This window comes from Pseudomonas sp. MWU12-2037, from assembly GCF_023242345.1.
In the GTDB taxonomy this organism is placed as follows: domain Bacteria; phylum Pseudomonadota; class Gammaproteobacteria; order Pseudomonadales; family Pseudomonadaceae; genus Aquipseudomonas; species Aquipseudomonas gingeri_D.
In genome coordinates this window covers 26,421-41,500 of the sequence record NZ_JALLIZ010000011.1, presented here as the reverse complement: position 1 = coordinate 41,500, position 15,080 = coordinate 26,421, and the positions used below count along the sequence as shown (strand labels likewise).

Genomic DNA, 15,080 nt, shown 5'->3' with positions numbered 1-15,080 from the left:
CTTGCGGACTCCATCGTCGGCAACCCGGCTCACGCAGGGACGGTATTCGGCCTTAGCTGAATGGCATTAGCCCGTCGGGCGCCTTTTAGAAAAGTCTAGAGGGCTGGTAGTCGCAGCGCTTACTTAGCTAGTCTCAAGAGACTGGGTCGCAAGCCAACCGTTGTTGCCTGGTTGCCGCTACCGCAGGATGGTGACGTCCTGCAATCCGCACTGTCGGTCAATAGACACCGTGACACCGAACAGCAATGCTCTTATTGAGCCCTCGCTGGCAAATTAGCAACAGCTAACCATTTGATCAATCCCCGGCACTTGCGGGTCTTACTAACGAGAAACCCCCGCAATGCGGGGGCTCCAGACCTAAACTTTACAGAAAAGTCTCAGGTAAGTCCTAGAACGGAATATCGTCATCAAAGCTGTCGAAATCCGGAGCCGGCTGCGGTGCGGCCTGCTGTGGCGCCGGGCGCGATTGCTGCGGGGCCGACTGCTGTGGGCGCGACTGCTGTGGACGCGGAGCCTGTTGGCGTGGCGCGGACTGGTCGTAGCCGCCGCCTTGTTGGTCGCCCTGTTGTGGACGGCCACCCAGCAGTTGCATGGTGCCCTGCATGTCGACGATGATTTCAGTGGTGTAGCGCTTGATGCCGTCTTTTTCCCACTCGCGGGTCTGCAGCTTGCCTTCGATGTAGACCTGCGAACCTTTACGCAGGTACTCGCCGGCAATCTCGGCGACCTTGCCGAACATCGACACACGGTGCCACTCGGTCTTCTCGACCTTCTGACCAGTCTGCTTGTCGGTCCACTGTTCGCTGGTCGCCAGACTCAGGTTGGTCACGGCGTTGCCGTTAGGCAGGAAGCGAACCTCAGGATCCTGGCCGCACGTGCCGACCAATATGACTTTGTTAACCCCACGGGCCATAACGTTCTCCTAGGCTTCGCACGCTTGGGGCGCCGGTTCATTGACCAGGCGCTCAAGGGTCGTGCGATCCAACAATTCGGTGTCCAATTTGATGTAAATGGCAGCCTCTTCGGCCACCATGACTGCATCGGTTACCCCTACGATCGCCTTGAGGCGCTCGACCAGACCGGCTTCGCGGATCGCTTCAGGCGATAACGGCACGCGCAGGCTCGTCACATAGGGTGGTTCGCGCATGGTAACAGCAAAGGCCAGCCAGAGTGCAGCCAGACCGGCGCATCCAAGGAAAACCGCCGACAAACCGCCATGCTGGAACATCCAGCCGCCCATGATCCCGCCGAGCGCGGAGCCGAGGAACTGGCTGGTGGAATACACCCCCATCGCCGTGCCCTTGCCGCCCGCCGGTGAAACCTTGCTGATCAACGACGGCAACGAAGCTTCCAGCAGATTGAACGCGGTGAAGAACACCACGGTACCAATCACCAGCGCCCGCAAACTGTCGCCGAACTCCCAGAAGAATAGCTCAGTGAGCATCAAGGTCGTCACGGCGCCGAGTAAAACTCGTTTCATTTTGCGTTTTTTCTCGCCATAGATGATGAACGGGATCATGGCGAAAAAGGAAATCAGCAGCGCGGTCAGGTACACCCACCAGTGCTGCTCCTTGGGCAACCCGGCTTTTTCCACCAGGGCCAGGGGCAAGGCAACGAAGCTGGACATCAGCATCGCGTGCAGGACGAAGATCCCCAGGTCCAGGCGCAACAGGTCAGGATGCTTGAGGGTCGGCAACAACGCCTTACGGGCCACGCCGGACTCACGGTGCTGCAACGGCCCCGTTGAGTGCGGGACCATAAAGGCGATGATCAGGATCCCCAGCAGCGCCATGCCGCCAGTGGCCAGGAACAGGCCGGACAGACCGAAGGCGCGGGTCAGCAAGGGGCCGACCACCATCGCCACGGCGAACGACAGACCAATGGTCATGCCGATCATCGCCATGGCCTTGGTCCGGTGCTGCTCGCGGGTCAGGTCCGAGAGCAGCGCCATGACCGCCGCGGAAATCGCCCCGGCACCTTGCAGGATCCGGCCGGCGATCACGCCCCAGATCGAATCGGCGTTGGCCGCCAGCAAGCTGCCCAGGGCGAAGACCACCAGCCCGAGGTAGATCACCGGGCGTCGGCCGATGCGGTCGGAAATGATCCCGAAGGGAATCTGGAATACCGCCTGGGTCAGGCCATAGGCGCCGATGGCCAGGCCGATCAGGGCCGGTGTCGCCCCCGCGAGATCCATCCCGTAAGTAGCCAGAACCGGCAACACCATGAACATGCCAAGCATACGGAAAGCGAACACCAGGGCCAGACCGCTTGCCGCGCGGGTCTCGCTGCCACTCATGCGTTCGCTGTGGGGATCGTGCATGGAAAAACCTCGTGTGAACCGGCGGCGATTCTACCAGTCCCATCGATAGAGGGGATACATGGCGACGCTTTGTCGCGAGCTGTCATGCAAGACTGAAATACTGTCGGCCGATAGTGTGCATCCATCCAGTATTTAGCCTTATACTCTTGCGTTTACCGCCCGCCGTGCGAGGCCATCTTGGACAAGATCCTGATTCGTGGGGCTCGAACCCACAACCTGAAGAACATCGACCTGACCCTGCCCCGGGACAAGCTGATCGTGATCACCGGCTTGTCCGGGTCCGGCAAGTCGTCCCTGGCCTTCGACACCTTATACGCCGAAGGGCAACGCCGTTACGTGGAATCACTGTCGGCCTATGCCCGGCAATTCCTCTCGATGATGGAAAAACCCGACGTCGACACCATCGAAGGCCTGTCGCCGGCGATCTCCATCGAGCAGAAGTCGACGTCGCATAACCCGCGTTCGACGGTCGGTACCATCACCGAGATCTACGACTACCTGCGTCTGCTGTATGCCCGCGTAGGCACCCCGCGCTGCCCGGACCACGACATCCCGCTGGAGGCCCAGACCGTCAGCCAGATGGTCGACCTGGTGCTGGCCCAGCCCGAAGGCGCCAAGCTGATGCTGCTGGCGCCGGTGATTCGCGAGCGCAAGGGCGAGCACCTGTCGGTGTTCGAAGAGCTGCGGGCGCAAGGTTTTGTCCGCGCCCGGGTCAATGGTCGGCTCTGCGAGCTGGACGAAGTGCCCAAGCTCGACAAGCAGAAGAAGCATTCCATTGATGTGGTGGTCGACCGCTTCAAGGTTCGTGGCGATTTGCAACAACGCCTGGCCGAGTCCTTCGAGACCGCGCTGAAGCTGGCGGACGGCATCGCCCTGGTAGCACCGATGGACGACGAACCCGGCGAGGAGATGATCTTCTCCGCGCGCTTCGCCTGCCCGATCTGCGGTCATGCCATCAGTGAGCTGGAACCCAAGCTGTTCTCCTTCAACAACCCGGCTGGCGCCTGTCCGACCTGTGACGGCCTGGGGGTCAAGCAGTTCTTTGATATCAAGCGCCTGGTCAATGGTGAGCTGACCCTGGCCGAAGGGGCAATACGCGGCTGGGACCGGCGCAACGTCTATTACTTCCAGATGCTTGGGTCGCTCGCATCCCACTATGGCTTCAGTCTGGAAGTGCCGTTCAACACGTTGCCGGCGGACCAACAGAAGTTGCTCCTGCAAGGCAGCGGCAGCCAGAACGTCGACTTCAAGTACCTCAACGACCGCGGCGATATCGTCAAGCGTTCCCACCCGTTCGAAGGCATCGTGCCGAACCTGGAGCGTCGTTACCGCGAAACCGAATCGGCCACCGTGCGTGAAGAGCTGGCCAAGTTCCTCAGTACCCAACCGTGCCCGGATTGTCGTGGTACCCGCCTGCGTCGCGAGGCGCGGCACGTGTGGGTGGGCGAGAAGACCCTGCCGGCGGTGACCAACCTGCCGATCGGCGATGCCTGCGAATACTTCGGCGTGCTGAAGCTGACCGGCCGCCGCGGGGAAATCGCCGACAAGATTCTCAAGGAAATCCGTGAGCGCCTGCAGTTCCTGGTCAACGTCGGCCTGGATTATCTGTCCCTGGATCGTAGCGCCGACACCCTGTCCGGTGGCGAAGCGCAGCGCATTCGCCTGGCCAGCCAGATTGGCGCCGGCCTCGTGGGGGTGTTGTACATCCTCGATGAACCGTCCATCGGTTTGCACCAGCGGGACAACGACCGCCTGCTCGGCACCCTGAAGCACCTGCGCGACATCGGCAACACAGTGATCGTGGTCGAGCACGATGAAGACGCGATTCGCCTGGCCGATTATGTGGTCGACATCGGCCCGGGTGCAGGCGTGCATGGCGGCCATATCGTCGCCGAAGGCACACCGGCCGAGGTCATGGCCCACCCTGACTCGTTGACCGGCAAGTATTTGTCCGGCCGGGTGAAGATCGAAGTACCAGCCAAGCGCACACCGCGTAACAAGAAGCAGGTGTTGACGCTCAAGGGCGCTCGCGGCAACAACTTGCGCAACGTCGACCTGGAGATCCCGTTGGGTCTGCTGACCTGCGTGACCGGCGTGTCCGGTTCCGGCAAGTCGACGCTGATCAACAACACCCTGTTCCCCCTGAGTTCTACCGCGCTGAACGGCGCGACGACGCTGGAAGCCGCGGCCCACGACAGCATCAACGGCCTGCAACACCTGGACAAGGTGGTGGATATCGACCAGAGCCCCATCGGTCGTACCCCGCGTTCGAACCCGGCCACCTACACCGGCCTGTTCACGCCGATCCGCGAGCTGTTCGCTGGCGTACCGGAGTCCCGTTCACGGGGTTACGGTCCGGGGCGTTTCTCGTTCAACGTCAAGGGCGGCCGCTGCGAAGCCTGCCAGGGCGATGGCCTGATCAAGGTGGAGATGCACTTCCTGCCGGACATCTATGTGCCGTGCGACGTGTGCAAGAGCAAGCGCTACAACCGCGAAACCCTCGAGATCAAGTACAAGGGCAAGAGCATCCACGAGGTGCTGGAGATGACCATCGAGGAGGCGCGGGAGTTCTTCGACGCGGTGCCGGCCCTGGCGCGCAAGCTGCAGACGCTGATGGATGTGGGCCTGTCGTATATCAAGCTGGGGCAGTCGGCAACCACCCTGTCCGGTGGCGAGGCGCAGCGGGTCAAGCTGTCCCGCGAACTGTCCAAGCGCGATACCGGCAAGACCCTGTATATCCTCGACGAGCCGACCACCGGCCTGCACTTCGCGGATATCCAGCAACTGCTGGACGTGCTGCACCGCCTGCGCGACCACGGCAATACCGTGGTGGTGATCGAGCACAACCTGGATGTGATCAAGACCGCCGACTGGTTGGTGGATCTTGGGCCTGAAGGTGGCTCCAAGGGCGGGCAGATCATTGCCGTTGGCACGCCGGAGCAAGTGGCGGAGATGTCGCAGTCTCACACCGGGCATTACCTGAAGCCGCTGTTGCTGCGCGATCGGGCGTAAACCGGCGGAATGAAAAAGCCCCTGTCATTGAATGATGACAGGGGCTTTTTTGTGGTCGCTGAAATCGCTGTCTCAGAACTGCGATTGCAGGTAATTCTGCAAACCGATGGACTTGATCAGCCCCAACTGCTTCTCCAGCCAGTAGGTGTGATCTTCCTCGGTATCGGCCAACTGCTGGCGCAGGATCTCGCGGGTGACGTAATCCTTGTGCACTTCACAGAGCTCGATGCCCTTGCACAGCGCGGTACGCACCTTGTACTCCAGGCGCAGGTCGGCGGCGAACATGTCAGGCACCGTGGTACCGATGTCCAGGTCGTCCGGGCGCATGCGTGGCGTGCCTTCCAGCATCAGGATCCGGCGCATCAGCGCATCGGCGTGTTGTGCCTCTTCTTCCATTTCGTGATTGATGCGCTCGTAGAGCTTGCTGAAGCCCCAGTCCTCGTACATCCGCGAATGGATGAAATATTGATCACGTGCCGCCAGCTCACCGGTCAGCAACGTGTTGAGGTAATCGACTACGACCTGGTTACCTTGCATAGCCCTACATCTCCCTGCTTGAAAGGCTGTATTTTGAACCAAGCTGACTGCAAGGTCACTGGAAAAACGCAAACAAAGTGAAGATTTTCCGAGAAAAGCAGCCTAAAAAACGCAAAAACCGCCCTGAGTGAGGGCGGTTCTGCTTCTCGTTTAGACTTAGTTCAGCACTACGCCCAAGGCCTTGGCGATGCCTTCTCCGTAAGCCGGATCAGCCTTGAAGAAGTGCTGCAACTGACGCTCGACCACATCGCTGGAAACACCCGCCATCGCACCGGCGATATTGCTGATCAGCAGCGCTTTCTGCTCGGCGCTCATCAGCCGGAACAAGGCACCGGCATGACTGTAGTAGTCGGTATCTTCGCGGTGATCGTAACGATCCGCCGCACCACTGAGGGCCAAGGCCGGCTCAGCGTAGCGAGGAGCCTGTTTGGGCGCGTCGACGTAGCTGTTGGGCTCGTAGTTCGGCGCGGCGCCACCGTTGCTGCCAAAGGCCATGGAGCCGTCACGCTGGTAGCTGTTGACCGGGCTGCGTGGGGCGTTCACCGGCAGTTGCTGGTGATTGGTGCCGACACGGTAGCGGTGGGCATCCGCATAGGCGAAGACACGCCCTTGCAGCATGCGGTCCGGCGACAGGCCAACACCCGGCACCATATTGCTCGGAGCGAAAGCGGCCTGCTCGACTTCAGCGAAGTAGTTCAGCGGATTGCGGTTGAGCTCCAGCTCGCCGACTTCGATCAACGGGAACTCTTTCTGCGACCAGGTCTTGGTCACGTCGAAGGGGTTCTCGTGATGCGCCGCGGCTTGAGCCTCGGTCATGATCTGGATGCACACGCTCCATTTCGGGAAATCGCCGCGTTCGATGGCGCCGAACAGATCACGCTGGGCGTAGTCAGGATCGGTACCCGCCAGGCGTGCCGCCTCGGCCGGTGCCAGGTTCTTGATGCCCTGCTTGGTCTTGTAGTGCCATTTCACCCAGTGACGCTCGCCCTTGGCGTTGATCAGGCTGTAGGTGTGGCTGCCGAAGCCGTGCATATGACGGTAGCCGTCCGGGATCCCGCGGTCCGAGAACAGGATGGTGACCTGGTGCAACGCCTCGGGCGAGTGCGACCAGAAGTCCCACATCATCTGCGCGCTTTTCAGGTTGCTTTGCGGCAGGCGTTTCTGGGTGTGGATAAAGTCGGGAAATTTCAGCGGATCGCGGATAAAGAACACCGGCGTGTTGTTGCCGACGATGTCCCAGTTGCCTTCCTCGGTGTAGAACTTCAGGGCGAAACCCCGTGGATCGCGCTCGGTGTCAGCCGAACCGCGTTCGCCACCCACGGTGGAGAAGCGCAGGAAGGTCGGGGTCTGCTTGCCCACGGACTCGAACAGCTTGGCGCTGGTGTACTGGGTGATGTCCTTGGAAACGGTGAAGGTCCCGTAGGCACCCGAGCCCTTGGCGTGTACACGGCGCTCAGGGATGTTTTCACGGTTGAAGTGGGCGAGCTTCTCGATCAGGTGAAAGTCGTCGAGCAGCAGCGGGCCACGGGGGCCGGCGGAACGGGAATTCTGGTTGTCCGCAACGGGCGCACCGCTGGCGGTGGTCAGCGTTTTGTTCTGGCTCATGCTTGTCCTTCCTCTCTCGGTCTTGGTGCTGCCGGCTAATCGGCTGAGAGGGAGTATTGACCATCAATATGACGGGGACAAATTCATTAAGTAATTGTCACCCATAGAAATACGCTATCGAAGGTCAATTGCTTAATAGCAGGCAACAAAAAACCGGGCACTAGGCCCGGTTTCTTGTTTCAGACTGACGTCTTACTCGGCAGATACAGCTTCGCCGGCAGTAGCACGATCAACCAACTCGACGTACGCCATAGGCGCGTTGTCGCCAGTGCGGAAACCGCACTTGAGGATGCGCAGGTAGCCACCCTCACGGGTAGCGTAACGCTTGCCCAGGTCGTTGAAGAGCTTACCAACGATAGCTTTCGAACGAGTACGGTCGAAAGCCAGACGGCGGTTAGCCAGGCTATCTACTTTGGCCAGAGTGATCAGCGGCTCAGCAACGCGACGCAGTTCTTTGGCTTTTGGCAGAGTCGTTTTGATCAGCTCGTGCTCGAACAGCGACACCGCCATGTTTTGAAACATGGCCTTGCGGTGCGAGCTGGTGCGGCTCAGGTGACGACCACTTTTACGATGACGCATGGTTCATTCCTTACCAAACACTACGTTCGGTGATTACGACGATCAGGCAGTCGCCTTGTCGTCCTTCTTAAGACTTGCAGGCGGCCAGTTGTCGAGGCGCATGCCGAGGGACAGACCGCGGGAGGCCAGAACGTCCTTGATTTCAGTCAAGGATTTCTTGCCCAGGTTCGGAGTCTTCAACAGCTCTACTTCGGTACGCTGAATCAGGTCGCCGATGTAGTAGATGTTTTCCGCCTTAAGGCAGTTGGCCGAACGTACAGTCAGTTCCAGATCGTCAACCGGGCGAAGCAGGATCGGATCGATCTCGTCTTCTTGCTCGATAACCACTGGCTCACTGTCACCTTTGAGGTCGACGAACGCAGCCAACTGCTGTTGCAGGATGGTTGCAGCGCGGCGGATAGCCTCTTCAGGATCCAGGGTACCGTTGGTTTCCAGATCAATAACCAGTTTGTCCAGGTTGGTACGCTGCTCGACACGGGCGTTTTCCACCACGTAAGCGATACGGCGAACCGGGCTGAACGAAGAGTCGAGCTGCAAGCGACCGATGCTGCGGCTTTCGTCTTCATCGCTCTGACGCGAGTCTGCTGGTTCATAACCACGACCACGAGCTACGGTGAGCTTCATGTTCAAGGCGCCGTTAGACGCCAGGTTGGCGATTACGTGATCGGGATTAACGATCTCGACATCATGATCCAGCTGAATATCGGCAGCGGTAACCACCCCCGAACCCTTCTTCGACAAGGTCAGCGTAACTTCGTCACGGCCGTGCAGCTTGATAGCCAGACCTTTAAGGTTCAACAGGATTTCAATGACGTCTTCCTGTACACCTTCGATGGCGCTGTACTCGTGGAGCACACCGTCAATCTCGGCCTCGACTACTGCACAGCCTGGCATTGAGGACAACAGGATGCGGCGCAGCGCGTTGCCCAGGGTGTGGCCAAAACCACGCTCGAGAGGCTCGAGGGTGATCTTAGCGCGGGTTGGACTGACAACCTGCACGTCAATGTGACGGGGTGTCAGGAACTCATTTACCGAAATCTGCATGGATGCACCTATTTTCTAGCCCTTACTTGGAGTAGAGCTCGACAATCAGGCTTTCGTTGATGTCGGCGGAGAGGTCACTGCGAGCAGGCACGTTCTTGAAAACGCCCGACTTCTTCTCAGTGTCCACTTCTACCCATTCTACGCGGCCACGCTGGGCACACAGATCGAGAGCCTGGACAATGCGCAGTTGATTCTTAGCTTTCTCACGAATAGCTACCACGTCACCAGCACGAACCTGGTAGGACGGGACGTTGACGGTTTTGCCGTTAACGCTGATCGACTTGTGCGATACCAGTTGACGGGATTCGGCACGAGTCGAGCCAAAACCCATACGGTATACAACGTTGTCCAGACGGCATTCGAGCAGTTGCAGCAGGTTTTCACCGGTTGCGCCTTTACGGCCGGCAGCTTCTTTGTAGTAGCCGCTGAACTGACGCTCAAGAACGCCATAAATACGACGGACCTTCTGCTTTTCACGCAGTTGGGTGCCGTAGTCGGACTGGCGACCGCGGCGTTGGCCGTGGATACCAGGTGCTGCTTCGATGTTGCACTTGGATTCGATAGCGCGCACGCCGCTCTTCAGGAAGAGATCGGTGCCTTCGCGACGAGCCAGTTTGCATTTTGGACCAATGTAACGAGCCATTCTTTACAATCTCCTGGATTACACGCGGCGCTTCTTCGGCGGACGGCACCCGTTGTGCGGGATTGGCGTCACGTCGGTGATGCTGGCGATCTTATAGCCACAGCCGTTCAATGCACGGACAGCGGACTCACGACCTGGACCTGGACCTTTGACGTTAACGTCGAGGTTTTTCAGGCCGTATTCCAGCGCAGCTTGACCAGCACGTTCAGCAGCTACTTGAGCAGCGAACGGGGTGGACTTGCGGGAACCGCGGAAACCCGAACCACCGGAGGTAGCCCAAGAAAGAGCGTTACCTTGACGGTCGGTAATGGTCACGATGGTGTTGTTGAAAGACGCGTGGATGTGGGCGATGCCATCAACCACTGTCTTTTTAATTTTCTTACGAGGACGAGCAGCAGGTTTTGCCATGACTAGATTCCTGTCGATTCGCTGGTGCGATTACTTGCGGATCGGCTTACGCGGACCTTTGCGAGTACGCGCGTTGGTCTTGGTACGCTGACCGCGTACTGGCAGACCACGACGATGGCGCAGACCGCGGTAGCAGCCCAAGTCCATCAAGCGTTTGATTTTCATGTTGATTTCGCGACGCAGGTCACCTTCAGTGGTGAACTTCGCCACTTCGCCACGCAGCTGTTCAATCTGCTCGTCGCTCAGATCCTTGATCTTTGCGGCTGGGTTGACCCCAGTCACTGCACAAATTTTCTGTGCAGTAGTGCGACCAACACCATAGATGTAGGTCAGCGAGATAACAGTGTGCTTGTTATCTGGAATGTTAACGCCTGCAATACGGGCCATTCAGTGGGACTCCAATTGACAGCTACCTACGCCCCGGAAGCCAAGAAATAGGGCGCGAGATAATATCGCTGTAATAACAAATAATCAACCCAGCAGCGCACTAGCTGCTGGGCTTTTAGCAGATCACACTCAGCCTTGGCGCTGTTTGTGACGCGGTTCCGCGCTGCAAATTACTCGAACCACACCTTCGCGGCGAATAATCTTGCAGTTACGGCACAGCTTTTTCACCGATGCACGAACTTTCATCACCAACTCCTCGAACCTTATGGGTCAGCGCAGCATGCCGCTGCCGTAACCCTTCAGGTTGGCTTTCTTCATCAGGGATTCGTACTGGTGCGAAACGAGGTGCGATTGTACTTGGGACATGAAGTCCATCACAACCACGACCACGATCAGCAACGAGGTCCCGCCAAGGTAGAACGGAACGTTTGCCGCAACCACCAGGAACTGGGGAAGCAGGCACACGGCCGTCATATAAAGAGCACCGAACATGGTCAAACGGGTCAGAACGCCATCAATGTAGCGCGCCGACTGCTCGCCTGGACGGATACCCGGAATAAAGGCACCGGACTTCTTCAGGTTTTCCGCTACGTCTTTCGGATTGAACATCAACGCCGTATAGAAGAAGCAGAAGAAAATAATCCCTGCACTAAACAGCAGAATATTCAACGGCTGACCAGGAGCGATCGACTGCGAGATGTCCTGCAACCAGCCCATACCTTCAGACTGACCGAACCAGGCACCCAGCGAAGCCGGGAACAGCAAGATGCTGCTCGCGAAGATAGCAGGAATAACACCGGCCATATTCACCTTCAGCGGCAGGTGGCTGGTCTGCGCAGCAAAGACCTTGCGGCCCTGCTGACGCTTGGCGTAGTGAACAGCAATACGACGCTGGCCACGCTCAATGAACACCACGAAACCGATGATCGCTACTGCCAGCAAACCGATGGCAACCAAAGCGAAGATGTTGATATCGCCCTGACGTGCAGACTCGAAAGACTGCCCGATTGCTCTCGGAAGACCGGCGACGATACCCGAAAAAATCAACATCGAGATACCGTTACCAACACCGCGCTCGGTAATCTGCTCGCCCAACCACATCATGAACATCGCGCCGGCCACAAAAGTGGACACCGCAACGAAATGGAAGCTGAAGCCAGCACTAAACGAGACGCCCTGGTTAGCCAGGCCAATGGACATGCCAATGGCTTGAACCAGTGCCAGGACGACGGTGCCATAGCGGGTGTATTGGCTGATCTTACGACGACCAGCCTCACCTTCCTTCTTCAACTGCTCCAGCTGCGGGCTGACGGCGCTCATCAACTGCATGATGATCGATGCCGAAATGTACGGCATGATCCCCAGTGCAAAGATGCTCATCCGCTCCAGCGCGCCGCCGGAAAACATGTTGAACAAGCTAAGAATGGTCCCCTCATTCTGTCGAAACAGGTCCGCCAGCCGGTCCGGGTTGATACCAGGAACTGGGATGTGCGCGCCTATCCGGTAGACGATAATCGCCAGGAATAGAAAACGCAGTCGAGCCCAGAGCTCGGATAACCCGCCTTTGCTGAGCGCTGAGAGAGCACCTTGCTTAGCCATTTATTCCTCGAACTTGCCGCCAGCTGCTTCGATAGCCGCACGCGCACCTTTGGTGGCGGCGATGCCCTTGATAGTTACTGCGCGAGTCACTTCGCCCGACAGCATGATTTTCACACGCTGTACGTTCTGGTTGATCACGTTGGCATCTTTCAGGGACTGCACGGTGACGATGTCGCCGTCCACTTTGGCCAGCTCGGACAGACGCACTTCTGCGCGGTCCATGGCTTTCAGGGAAACGAAACCGAACTTCGGCAGGCGACGATGCAGCGGCTGTTGGCCGCCTTCAAAGCCTGGAGCAATGGTGCCACCGGAGCGGGAGGTCTGACCTTTGTGGCCACGGCCACCGGTCTTACCCAAACCGCTACCGATACCACGGCCCGGACGATGCTTTTCGCGGCGGGAACCCGGCGCTGGACTCAGATCATTGAGTTTCATCGATTAACCCTCTACACGCAGCATGTAGTAAGCCTTGTTGATCATCCCGCGATTCTCGGGAGTATCCAGGACTTCTACAGTGTGACCGATGCGACGCAGACCCAGACCCTTAACGCACAGTCTGTGGTTAGGGATGCGGCCGGTCATGCTTTTGATCAGCGTTACTTTTACAGTTGCCATGATCAACGGATCTCCGCTGCAGTTTTGCCGCGCTTGGCAGCAATGGACTCAGGGGACTGCATCGCTTTCAAACCCTTGAAAGTGGCGTGAACCACGTTTACCGGGTTAGTCGAGCCGTAGCACTTGGCCAGAACGTTCTGTACACCAGCGACTTCGAGGACAGCACGCATAGCGCCGCCAGCGATGATACCGGTACCTTCAGAAGCAGGCTGCATGTAAACCTTCGAAGCGCCGTGGGCGGACTTCATGGCGTACTGCAGGGTGGTGCCGTTCAGATCAACCTGGATCATGTTGCGGCGAGCAGCTTCCATAGCCTTCTGGATCGCAGCAGGCACTTCACGTGACTTGCCACGGCCGAAGCCTACACGGCCCTTGCCATCACCTACCACGGTCAACGCGGTGAAGGTGAAGATACGGCCGCCTTTAACGGTTTTGGCTACGCGGTTAACTTGAACCAGCTTCTCGATGTAGCCTTCGTCGCGCTTTTGGTCGTTATTTGACATAACTTAGAACTCCAGCCCAGCTTCACGAGCAGCATCAGCCAGCGCCTTGACGCGGCCGTGGTACTTGAAGCCAGAGCGGTCGAAAGCCACCTGCGAGACGCCAGCGGCTTTAGCACGCGTAGCGACCAGCTGGCCAACCTTAGTGGCCGCGTCGATGTTGCCAGTGGCACCATCACGCAGTTCTTTGTCCAAAGTCGAGGCACTTGCCAGGACTTTGTTGCCGTCGGCCGAAATGACCTGGGCGTAGATGTGCTGCGAAGAGCGGAACACGCAGAGACGCACGACTTCGAGTTCGTGCATTTTCAGGCGTGCTTTGCGAGCGCGACGCAGTCGAGTAACTTTTTTGTCGGTCATTTGCTATGCCCTACTTCTTCTTGGCTTCTTTACGACGGACGACTTCGTCCGCGTAGCGCACACCTTTGCCTTTGTACGGCTCTGGTGGACGGAAGTCGCGGATCTCAGCGGCCACCTGACCTACCAGCTGCTTATCGATGCCCTTGATCAGGATATCGGTTTGGCTAGGGGTCTCAGCGGTGATGCCTTCCGGCAGTTCGTAATCCACTGGGTGCGAGAAGCCAAGGGCCAGGTTCAAAACCGTGCCTTTTGCTTGCGCTTTGTAACCAACACCGACCAGCTGGAGCTTACGCTCGAAGCCTTGGCTTACGCCTTGGACCATGTTGTTTACCAACGCACGCGTGGTACCGGCCATTGCGCGAGTTTGTTGATCGCCATTGCGAGCAGCGAAACGCAGCTCACCAGCTTCTTCAACGATCTCAACGGACGAATGGATGTTCAGTTCAAGAGTACCCTTGGCACCCTTCACCGAAAGCTGTTGGCCTGCGAATTTGACTTCGACACCGGCTGGCAGCTTAACGGGGTTCTTAGCGACGCGAGACATGCTTATCCCCCCTTAGAACACAGTGCAAAGAACTTCGCCGCCGACACCGGCAGCGCGCGCAGCACGATCCGTCATCACACCTTTGTTGGTGGAGACGATAGACACGCCGAGACCGCCACGAACTTTCGGCAGATCCTCAACGGACTTGTACTGACGCAGGCCTGGACGGCTAACGCGCTTCACTTCCTCGATGACCGGACGGCCTTCGAAGTATTTCAGCTCGATGGATAGCAACGGCTTGGTTTCGCTGCTGATCTGATAACCCGCGATGTAACCTTCGTCCTTCAGGACTTTTGCTACAGCCACCTTCAACGTGGAAGACGGCATGCTTACGACGGACTTTTCAGCCATCTGGGCATTACGGATTCGAGTTAGCATGTCCGCTAACGGGTCCTGCATACTCATGGGCTAGACGCTCCTGATACAAAAAGAATTAGCCTCGCGGCTACAACTGTCGCCGAGTATCTCCACACGTAAAAAGTGCAGGCTCAGGCGAGCCGGTCATTCTAGACACACCCCAGAAATGAATCAAGCCCCAAAAGGGGCTTGATTCAAACTCAAGGTCACCGGTGGTCGGTTCTTGCGAGACCGACCACCGTGACTTGGGCGGTGTGGCTTACCAGCTGGCTTTAACCAGACCTGGTACGTCACCACGCATGGCCGCTTCACGCAGCTTGTTACGGCCGAGGCCGAACTTGCGGTAAACGCCGTGCGGACGACCAGTGATGCGGCAGCGGTTACGCATGCGCGAGGCGCTTGCGTCACGTGGCTGCTTCTGCAGGGCTACCGAAGCTTCCCAACGTGCTTCTGGACTTGCGTTCAGATCGACGATGATAGCTTTCAGTGCTGCACGCTTGGTGGCGTACTTGGCAACGGTGAGCTGACGCTTCAGCTCACGGTTTTTCATGCTCTTCTTGGCCATTTTCCTAC

The 15,080-nt window shown here is 58.2% G+C and carries 19 protein-coding genes; 1 reads left to right on the top strand and 18 read right to left on the bottom strand.

The features are described 5' to 3' along the window. Positions 1–388: 388 nt before the first annotated feature. Positions 389–913: a single-stranded DNA-binding protein gene (locus M5B42_RS20315; RefSeq protein ID WP_152742149.1), complete on the bottom strand. Its 525-nt coding sequence runs from the start codon at positions 911–913 to the stop codon at positions 389–391. 9 nt (positions 914–922) lie between these two features. After that, positions 923–2,320: an MFS transporter gene (locus M5B42_RS20310; RefSeq protein ID WP_103495388.1), complete on the bottom strand. Its 1,398-nt coding sequence runs from the start codon at positions 2,318–2,320 to the stop codon at positions 923–925. 177 nt (positions 2,321–2,497) lie between these two features. Here M5B42_RS20310 and uvrA point away from each other — a divergent pair, with 177 nt between their 5' ends. Beyond that, a complete protein-coding gene (gene uvrA, locus M5B42_RS20305; RefSeq protein WP_248746821.1) occupies positions 2,498–5,332 on the top strand; it encodes an excinuclease ABC subunit UvrA in 2,835 nt (944 codons plus the stop codon). 72 nt (positions 5,333–5,404) lie between these two features. Here uvrA and bfr read toward each other — a convergent pair whose 3' ends face one another. The 16 genes from bfr to rpsN all read right to left on the bottom strand — a co-directional run bounded on the left by bfr (position 5,405) and on the right by rpsN (position 15,072). Further along, on the bottom strand, positions 5,405–5,869 hold the full coding sequence (bfr, locus tag M5B42_RS20300) for a bacterioferritin (protein ID WP_248746820.1): 465 nt from the start codon (positions 5,867–5,869) through the stop codon (positions 5,405–5,407). 156 nt (positions 5,870–6,025) lie between these two features. Then, entirely contained in the window at positions 6,026–7,474 is a 1,449-nt protein-coding gene (locus M5B42_RS20295) for a catalase (RefSeq protein WP_248746819.1), read from the bottom strand. Between the two features lie 192 nt (positions 7,475–7,666). After that, positions 7,667–8,053, bottom strand: coding sequence for a 50S ribosomal protein L17 (gene rplQ, locus M5B42_RS20290; RefSeq protein ID WP_100944360.1), 387 nt, complete (start codon positions 8,051–8,053; stop codon positions 7,667–7,669). Between the two features lie 42 nt (positions 8,054–8,095). Next, complete coding sequence (gene rpoA / locus M5B42_RS20285; protein ID WP_003176403.1) at positions 8,096–9,097, bottom strand: DNA-directed RNA polymerase subunit alpha; 1,002 nt, start codon at positions 9,095–9,097, stop codon at positions 8,096–8,098. Positions 9,098–9,119: 22 nt separating this feature from the next. Beyond that, on the bottom strand, positions 9,120–9,740 hold the full coding sequence (rpsD, locus tag M5B42_RS20280) for a 30S ribosomal protein S4 (RefSeq protein ID WP_017123253.1): 621 nt from the start codon (positions 9,738–9,740) through the stop codon (positions 9,120–9,122). 18 nt (positions 9,741–9,758) lie between these two features. Next, entirely contained in the window at positions 9,759–10,148 is a 390-nt protein-coding gene (gene rpsK / locus M5B42_RS20275) for a 30S ribosomal protein S11 (RefSeq protein ID WP_007924177.1), read from the bottom strand. 30 nt (positions 10,149–10,178) lie between these two features. Next, a complete protein-coding gene (gene rpsM, locus M5B42_RS20270; RefSeq protein WP_003186020.1) occupies positions 10,179–10,535 on the bottom strand; it encodes a 30S ribosomal protein S13 in 357 nt (118 codons plus the stop codon). A gap of 129 nt (positions 10,536–10,664) precedes the next feature. Next, on the bottom strand, positions 10,665–10,781 hold the full coding sequence (gene rpmJ, locus M5B42_RS20265; RefSeq protein ID WP_002555468.1) for a 50S ribosomal protein L36: 117 nt from the start codon (positions 10,779–10,781) through the stop codon (positions 10,665–10,667). A gap of 24 nt (positions 10,782–10,805) precedes the next feature. Then, positions 10,806–12,134 carry a preprotein translocase subunit SecY gene (gene secY, locus M5B42_RS20260; protein ID WP_100944359.1) on the bottom strand — a complete coding sequence of 443 codons (1,329 nt, stop codon included), beginning with the start codon at positions 12,132–12,134 and terminating at the stop codon, positions 10,806–10,808. Then, positions 12,135–12,569 (bottom strand): 50S ribosomal protein L15, encoded by a 435-nt coding sequence (rplO, locus tag M5B42_RS20255; protein WP_103495384.1) that lies wholly within the window; start codon positions 12,567–12,569, stop codon positions 12,135–12,137. It abuts the gene before it with no gap. Positions 12,570–12,572: 3 nt separating this feature from the next. After that, positions 12,573–12,749 (bottom strand): 50S ribosomal protein L30, encoded by a 177-nt coding sequence (gene rpmD / locus M5B42_RS20250; RefSeq protein ID WP_010438202.1) that lies wholly within the window; start codon positions 12,747–12,749, stop codon positions 12,573–12,575. Positions 12,750–12,751: 2 nt separating this feature from the next. Continuing rightward, positions 12,752–13,252 (bottom strand): 30S ribosomal protein S5, encoded by a 501-nt coding sequence (gene rpsE / locus M5B42_RS20245; protein ID WP_100944357.1) that lies wholly within the window; start codon positions 13,250–13,252, stop codon positions 12,752–12,754. A gap of 3 nt (positions 13,253–13,255) precedes the next feature. Next, entirely contained in the window at positions 13,256–13,606 is a 351-nt protein-coding gene (rplR, locus tag M5B42_RS20240; protein ID WP_003186037.1) for a 50S ribosomal protein L18, read from the bottom strand. A 10-nt stretch (positions 13,607–13,616) separates the two neighbouring features. Continuing rightward, positions 13,617–14,150, bottom strand: coding sequence for a 50S ribosomal protein L6 (gene rplF / locus M5B42_RS20235; RefSeq protein WP_003176412.1), 534 nt, complete (start codon positions 14,148–14,150; stop codon positions 13,617–13,619). A 12-nt stretch (positions 14,151–14,162) separates the two neighbouring features. After that, on the bottom strand, positions 14,163–14,555 hold the full coding sequence (gene rpsH / locus M5B42_RS20230; protein WP_003228724.1) for a 30S ribosomal protein S8: 393 nt from the start codon (positions 14,553–14,555) through the stop codon (positions 14,163–14,165). Between the two features lie 211 nt (positions 14,556–14,766). Then, positions 14,767–15,072 carry a 30S ribosomal protein S14 gene (gene rpsN / locus M5B42_RS20225; protein WP_100944356.1) on the bottom strand — a complete coding sequence of 102 codons (306 nt, stop codon included), beginning with the start codon at positions 15,070–15,072 and terminating at the stop codon, positions 14,767–14,769. Positions 15,073–15,080 lie beyond the last annotated feature (8 nt).

Coding starts and splice junctions, on each gene's coding strand:
- M5B42_RS20315 (WP_152742149.1), bottom strand. CDS start 913: ATGGCCCGTGGGGTTAACAAAGTCATATTGGTCGGCACGTGCGGCCAG.
- M5B42_RS20310 (WP_103495388.1), bottom strand. CDS start 2,320: ATGCACGATCCCCACAGCGAACGCATGAGTGGCAGCGAGACCCGCGCG.
- bfr (WP_248746820.1), bottom strand. CDS start 5,869: ATGCAAGGTAACCAGGTCGTAGTCGATTACCTCAACACGTTGCTGACC.
- M5B42_RS20295 (WP_248746819.1), bottom strand. CDS start 7,474: ATGAGCCAGAACAAAACGCTGACCACCGCCAGCGGTGCGCCCGTTGCG.
- rplQ (WP_100944360.1), bottom strand. CDS start 8,053: ATGCGTCATCGTAAAAGTGGTCGTCACCTGAGCCGCACCAGCTCGCAC.
- rpoA (WP_003176403.1), bottom strand. CDS start 9,097: ATGCAGATTTCGGTAAATGAGTTCCTGACACCCCGTCACATTGACGTG.
- rpsD (WP_017123253.1), bottom strand. CDS start 9,740: ATGGCTCGTTACATTGGTCCAAAATGCAAACTGGCTCGTCGCGAAGGC.
- rpsK (WP_007924177.1), bottom strand. CDS start 10,148: ATGGCAAAACCTGCTGCTCGTCCTCGTAAGAAAATTAAAAAGACAGTG.
- rpsM (WP_003186020.1), bottom strand. CDS start 10,535: ATGGCCCGTATTGCAGGCGTTAACATTCCAGATAACAAGCACACTGTT.
- rpmJ (WP_002555468.1), bottom strand. CDS start 10,781: ATGAAAGTTCGTGCATCGGTGAAAAAGCTGTGCCGTAACTGCAAGATT.
- secY (WP_100944359.1), bottom strand. CDS start 12,134: ATGGCTAAGCAAGGTGCTCTCTCAGCGCTCAGCAAAGGCGGGTTATCC.
- rplO (WP_103495384.1), bottom strand. CDS start 12,569: ATGAAACTCAATGATCTGAGTCCAGCGCCGGGTTCCCGCCGCGAAAAG.
- rpmD (WP_010438202.1), bottom strand. CDS start 12,749: ATGGCAACTGTAAAAGTAACGCTGATCAAAAGCATGACCGGCCGCATC.
- rpsE (WP_100944357.1), bottom strand. CDS start 13,252: ATGTCAAATAACGACCAAAAGCGCGACGAAGGCTACATCGAGAAGCTG.
- rplR (WP_003186037.1), bottom strand. CDS start 13,606: ATGACCGACAAAAAAGTTACTCGACTGCGTCGCGCTCGCAAAGCACGC.
- rplF (WP_003176412.1), bottom strand. CDS start 14,150: ATGTCTCGCGTCGCTAAGAACCCCGTTAAGCTGCCAGCCGGTGTCGAA.
- rpsH (WP_003228724.1), bottom strand. CDS start 14,555: ATGAGTATGCAGGACCCGTTAGCGGACATGCTAACTCGAATCCGTAAT.
- rpsN (WP_100944356.1), bottom strand. CDS start 15,072: ATGGCCAAGAAGAGCATGAAAAACCGTGAGCTGAAGCGTCAGCTCACC.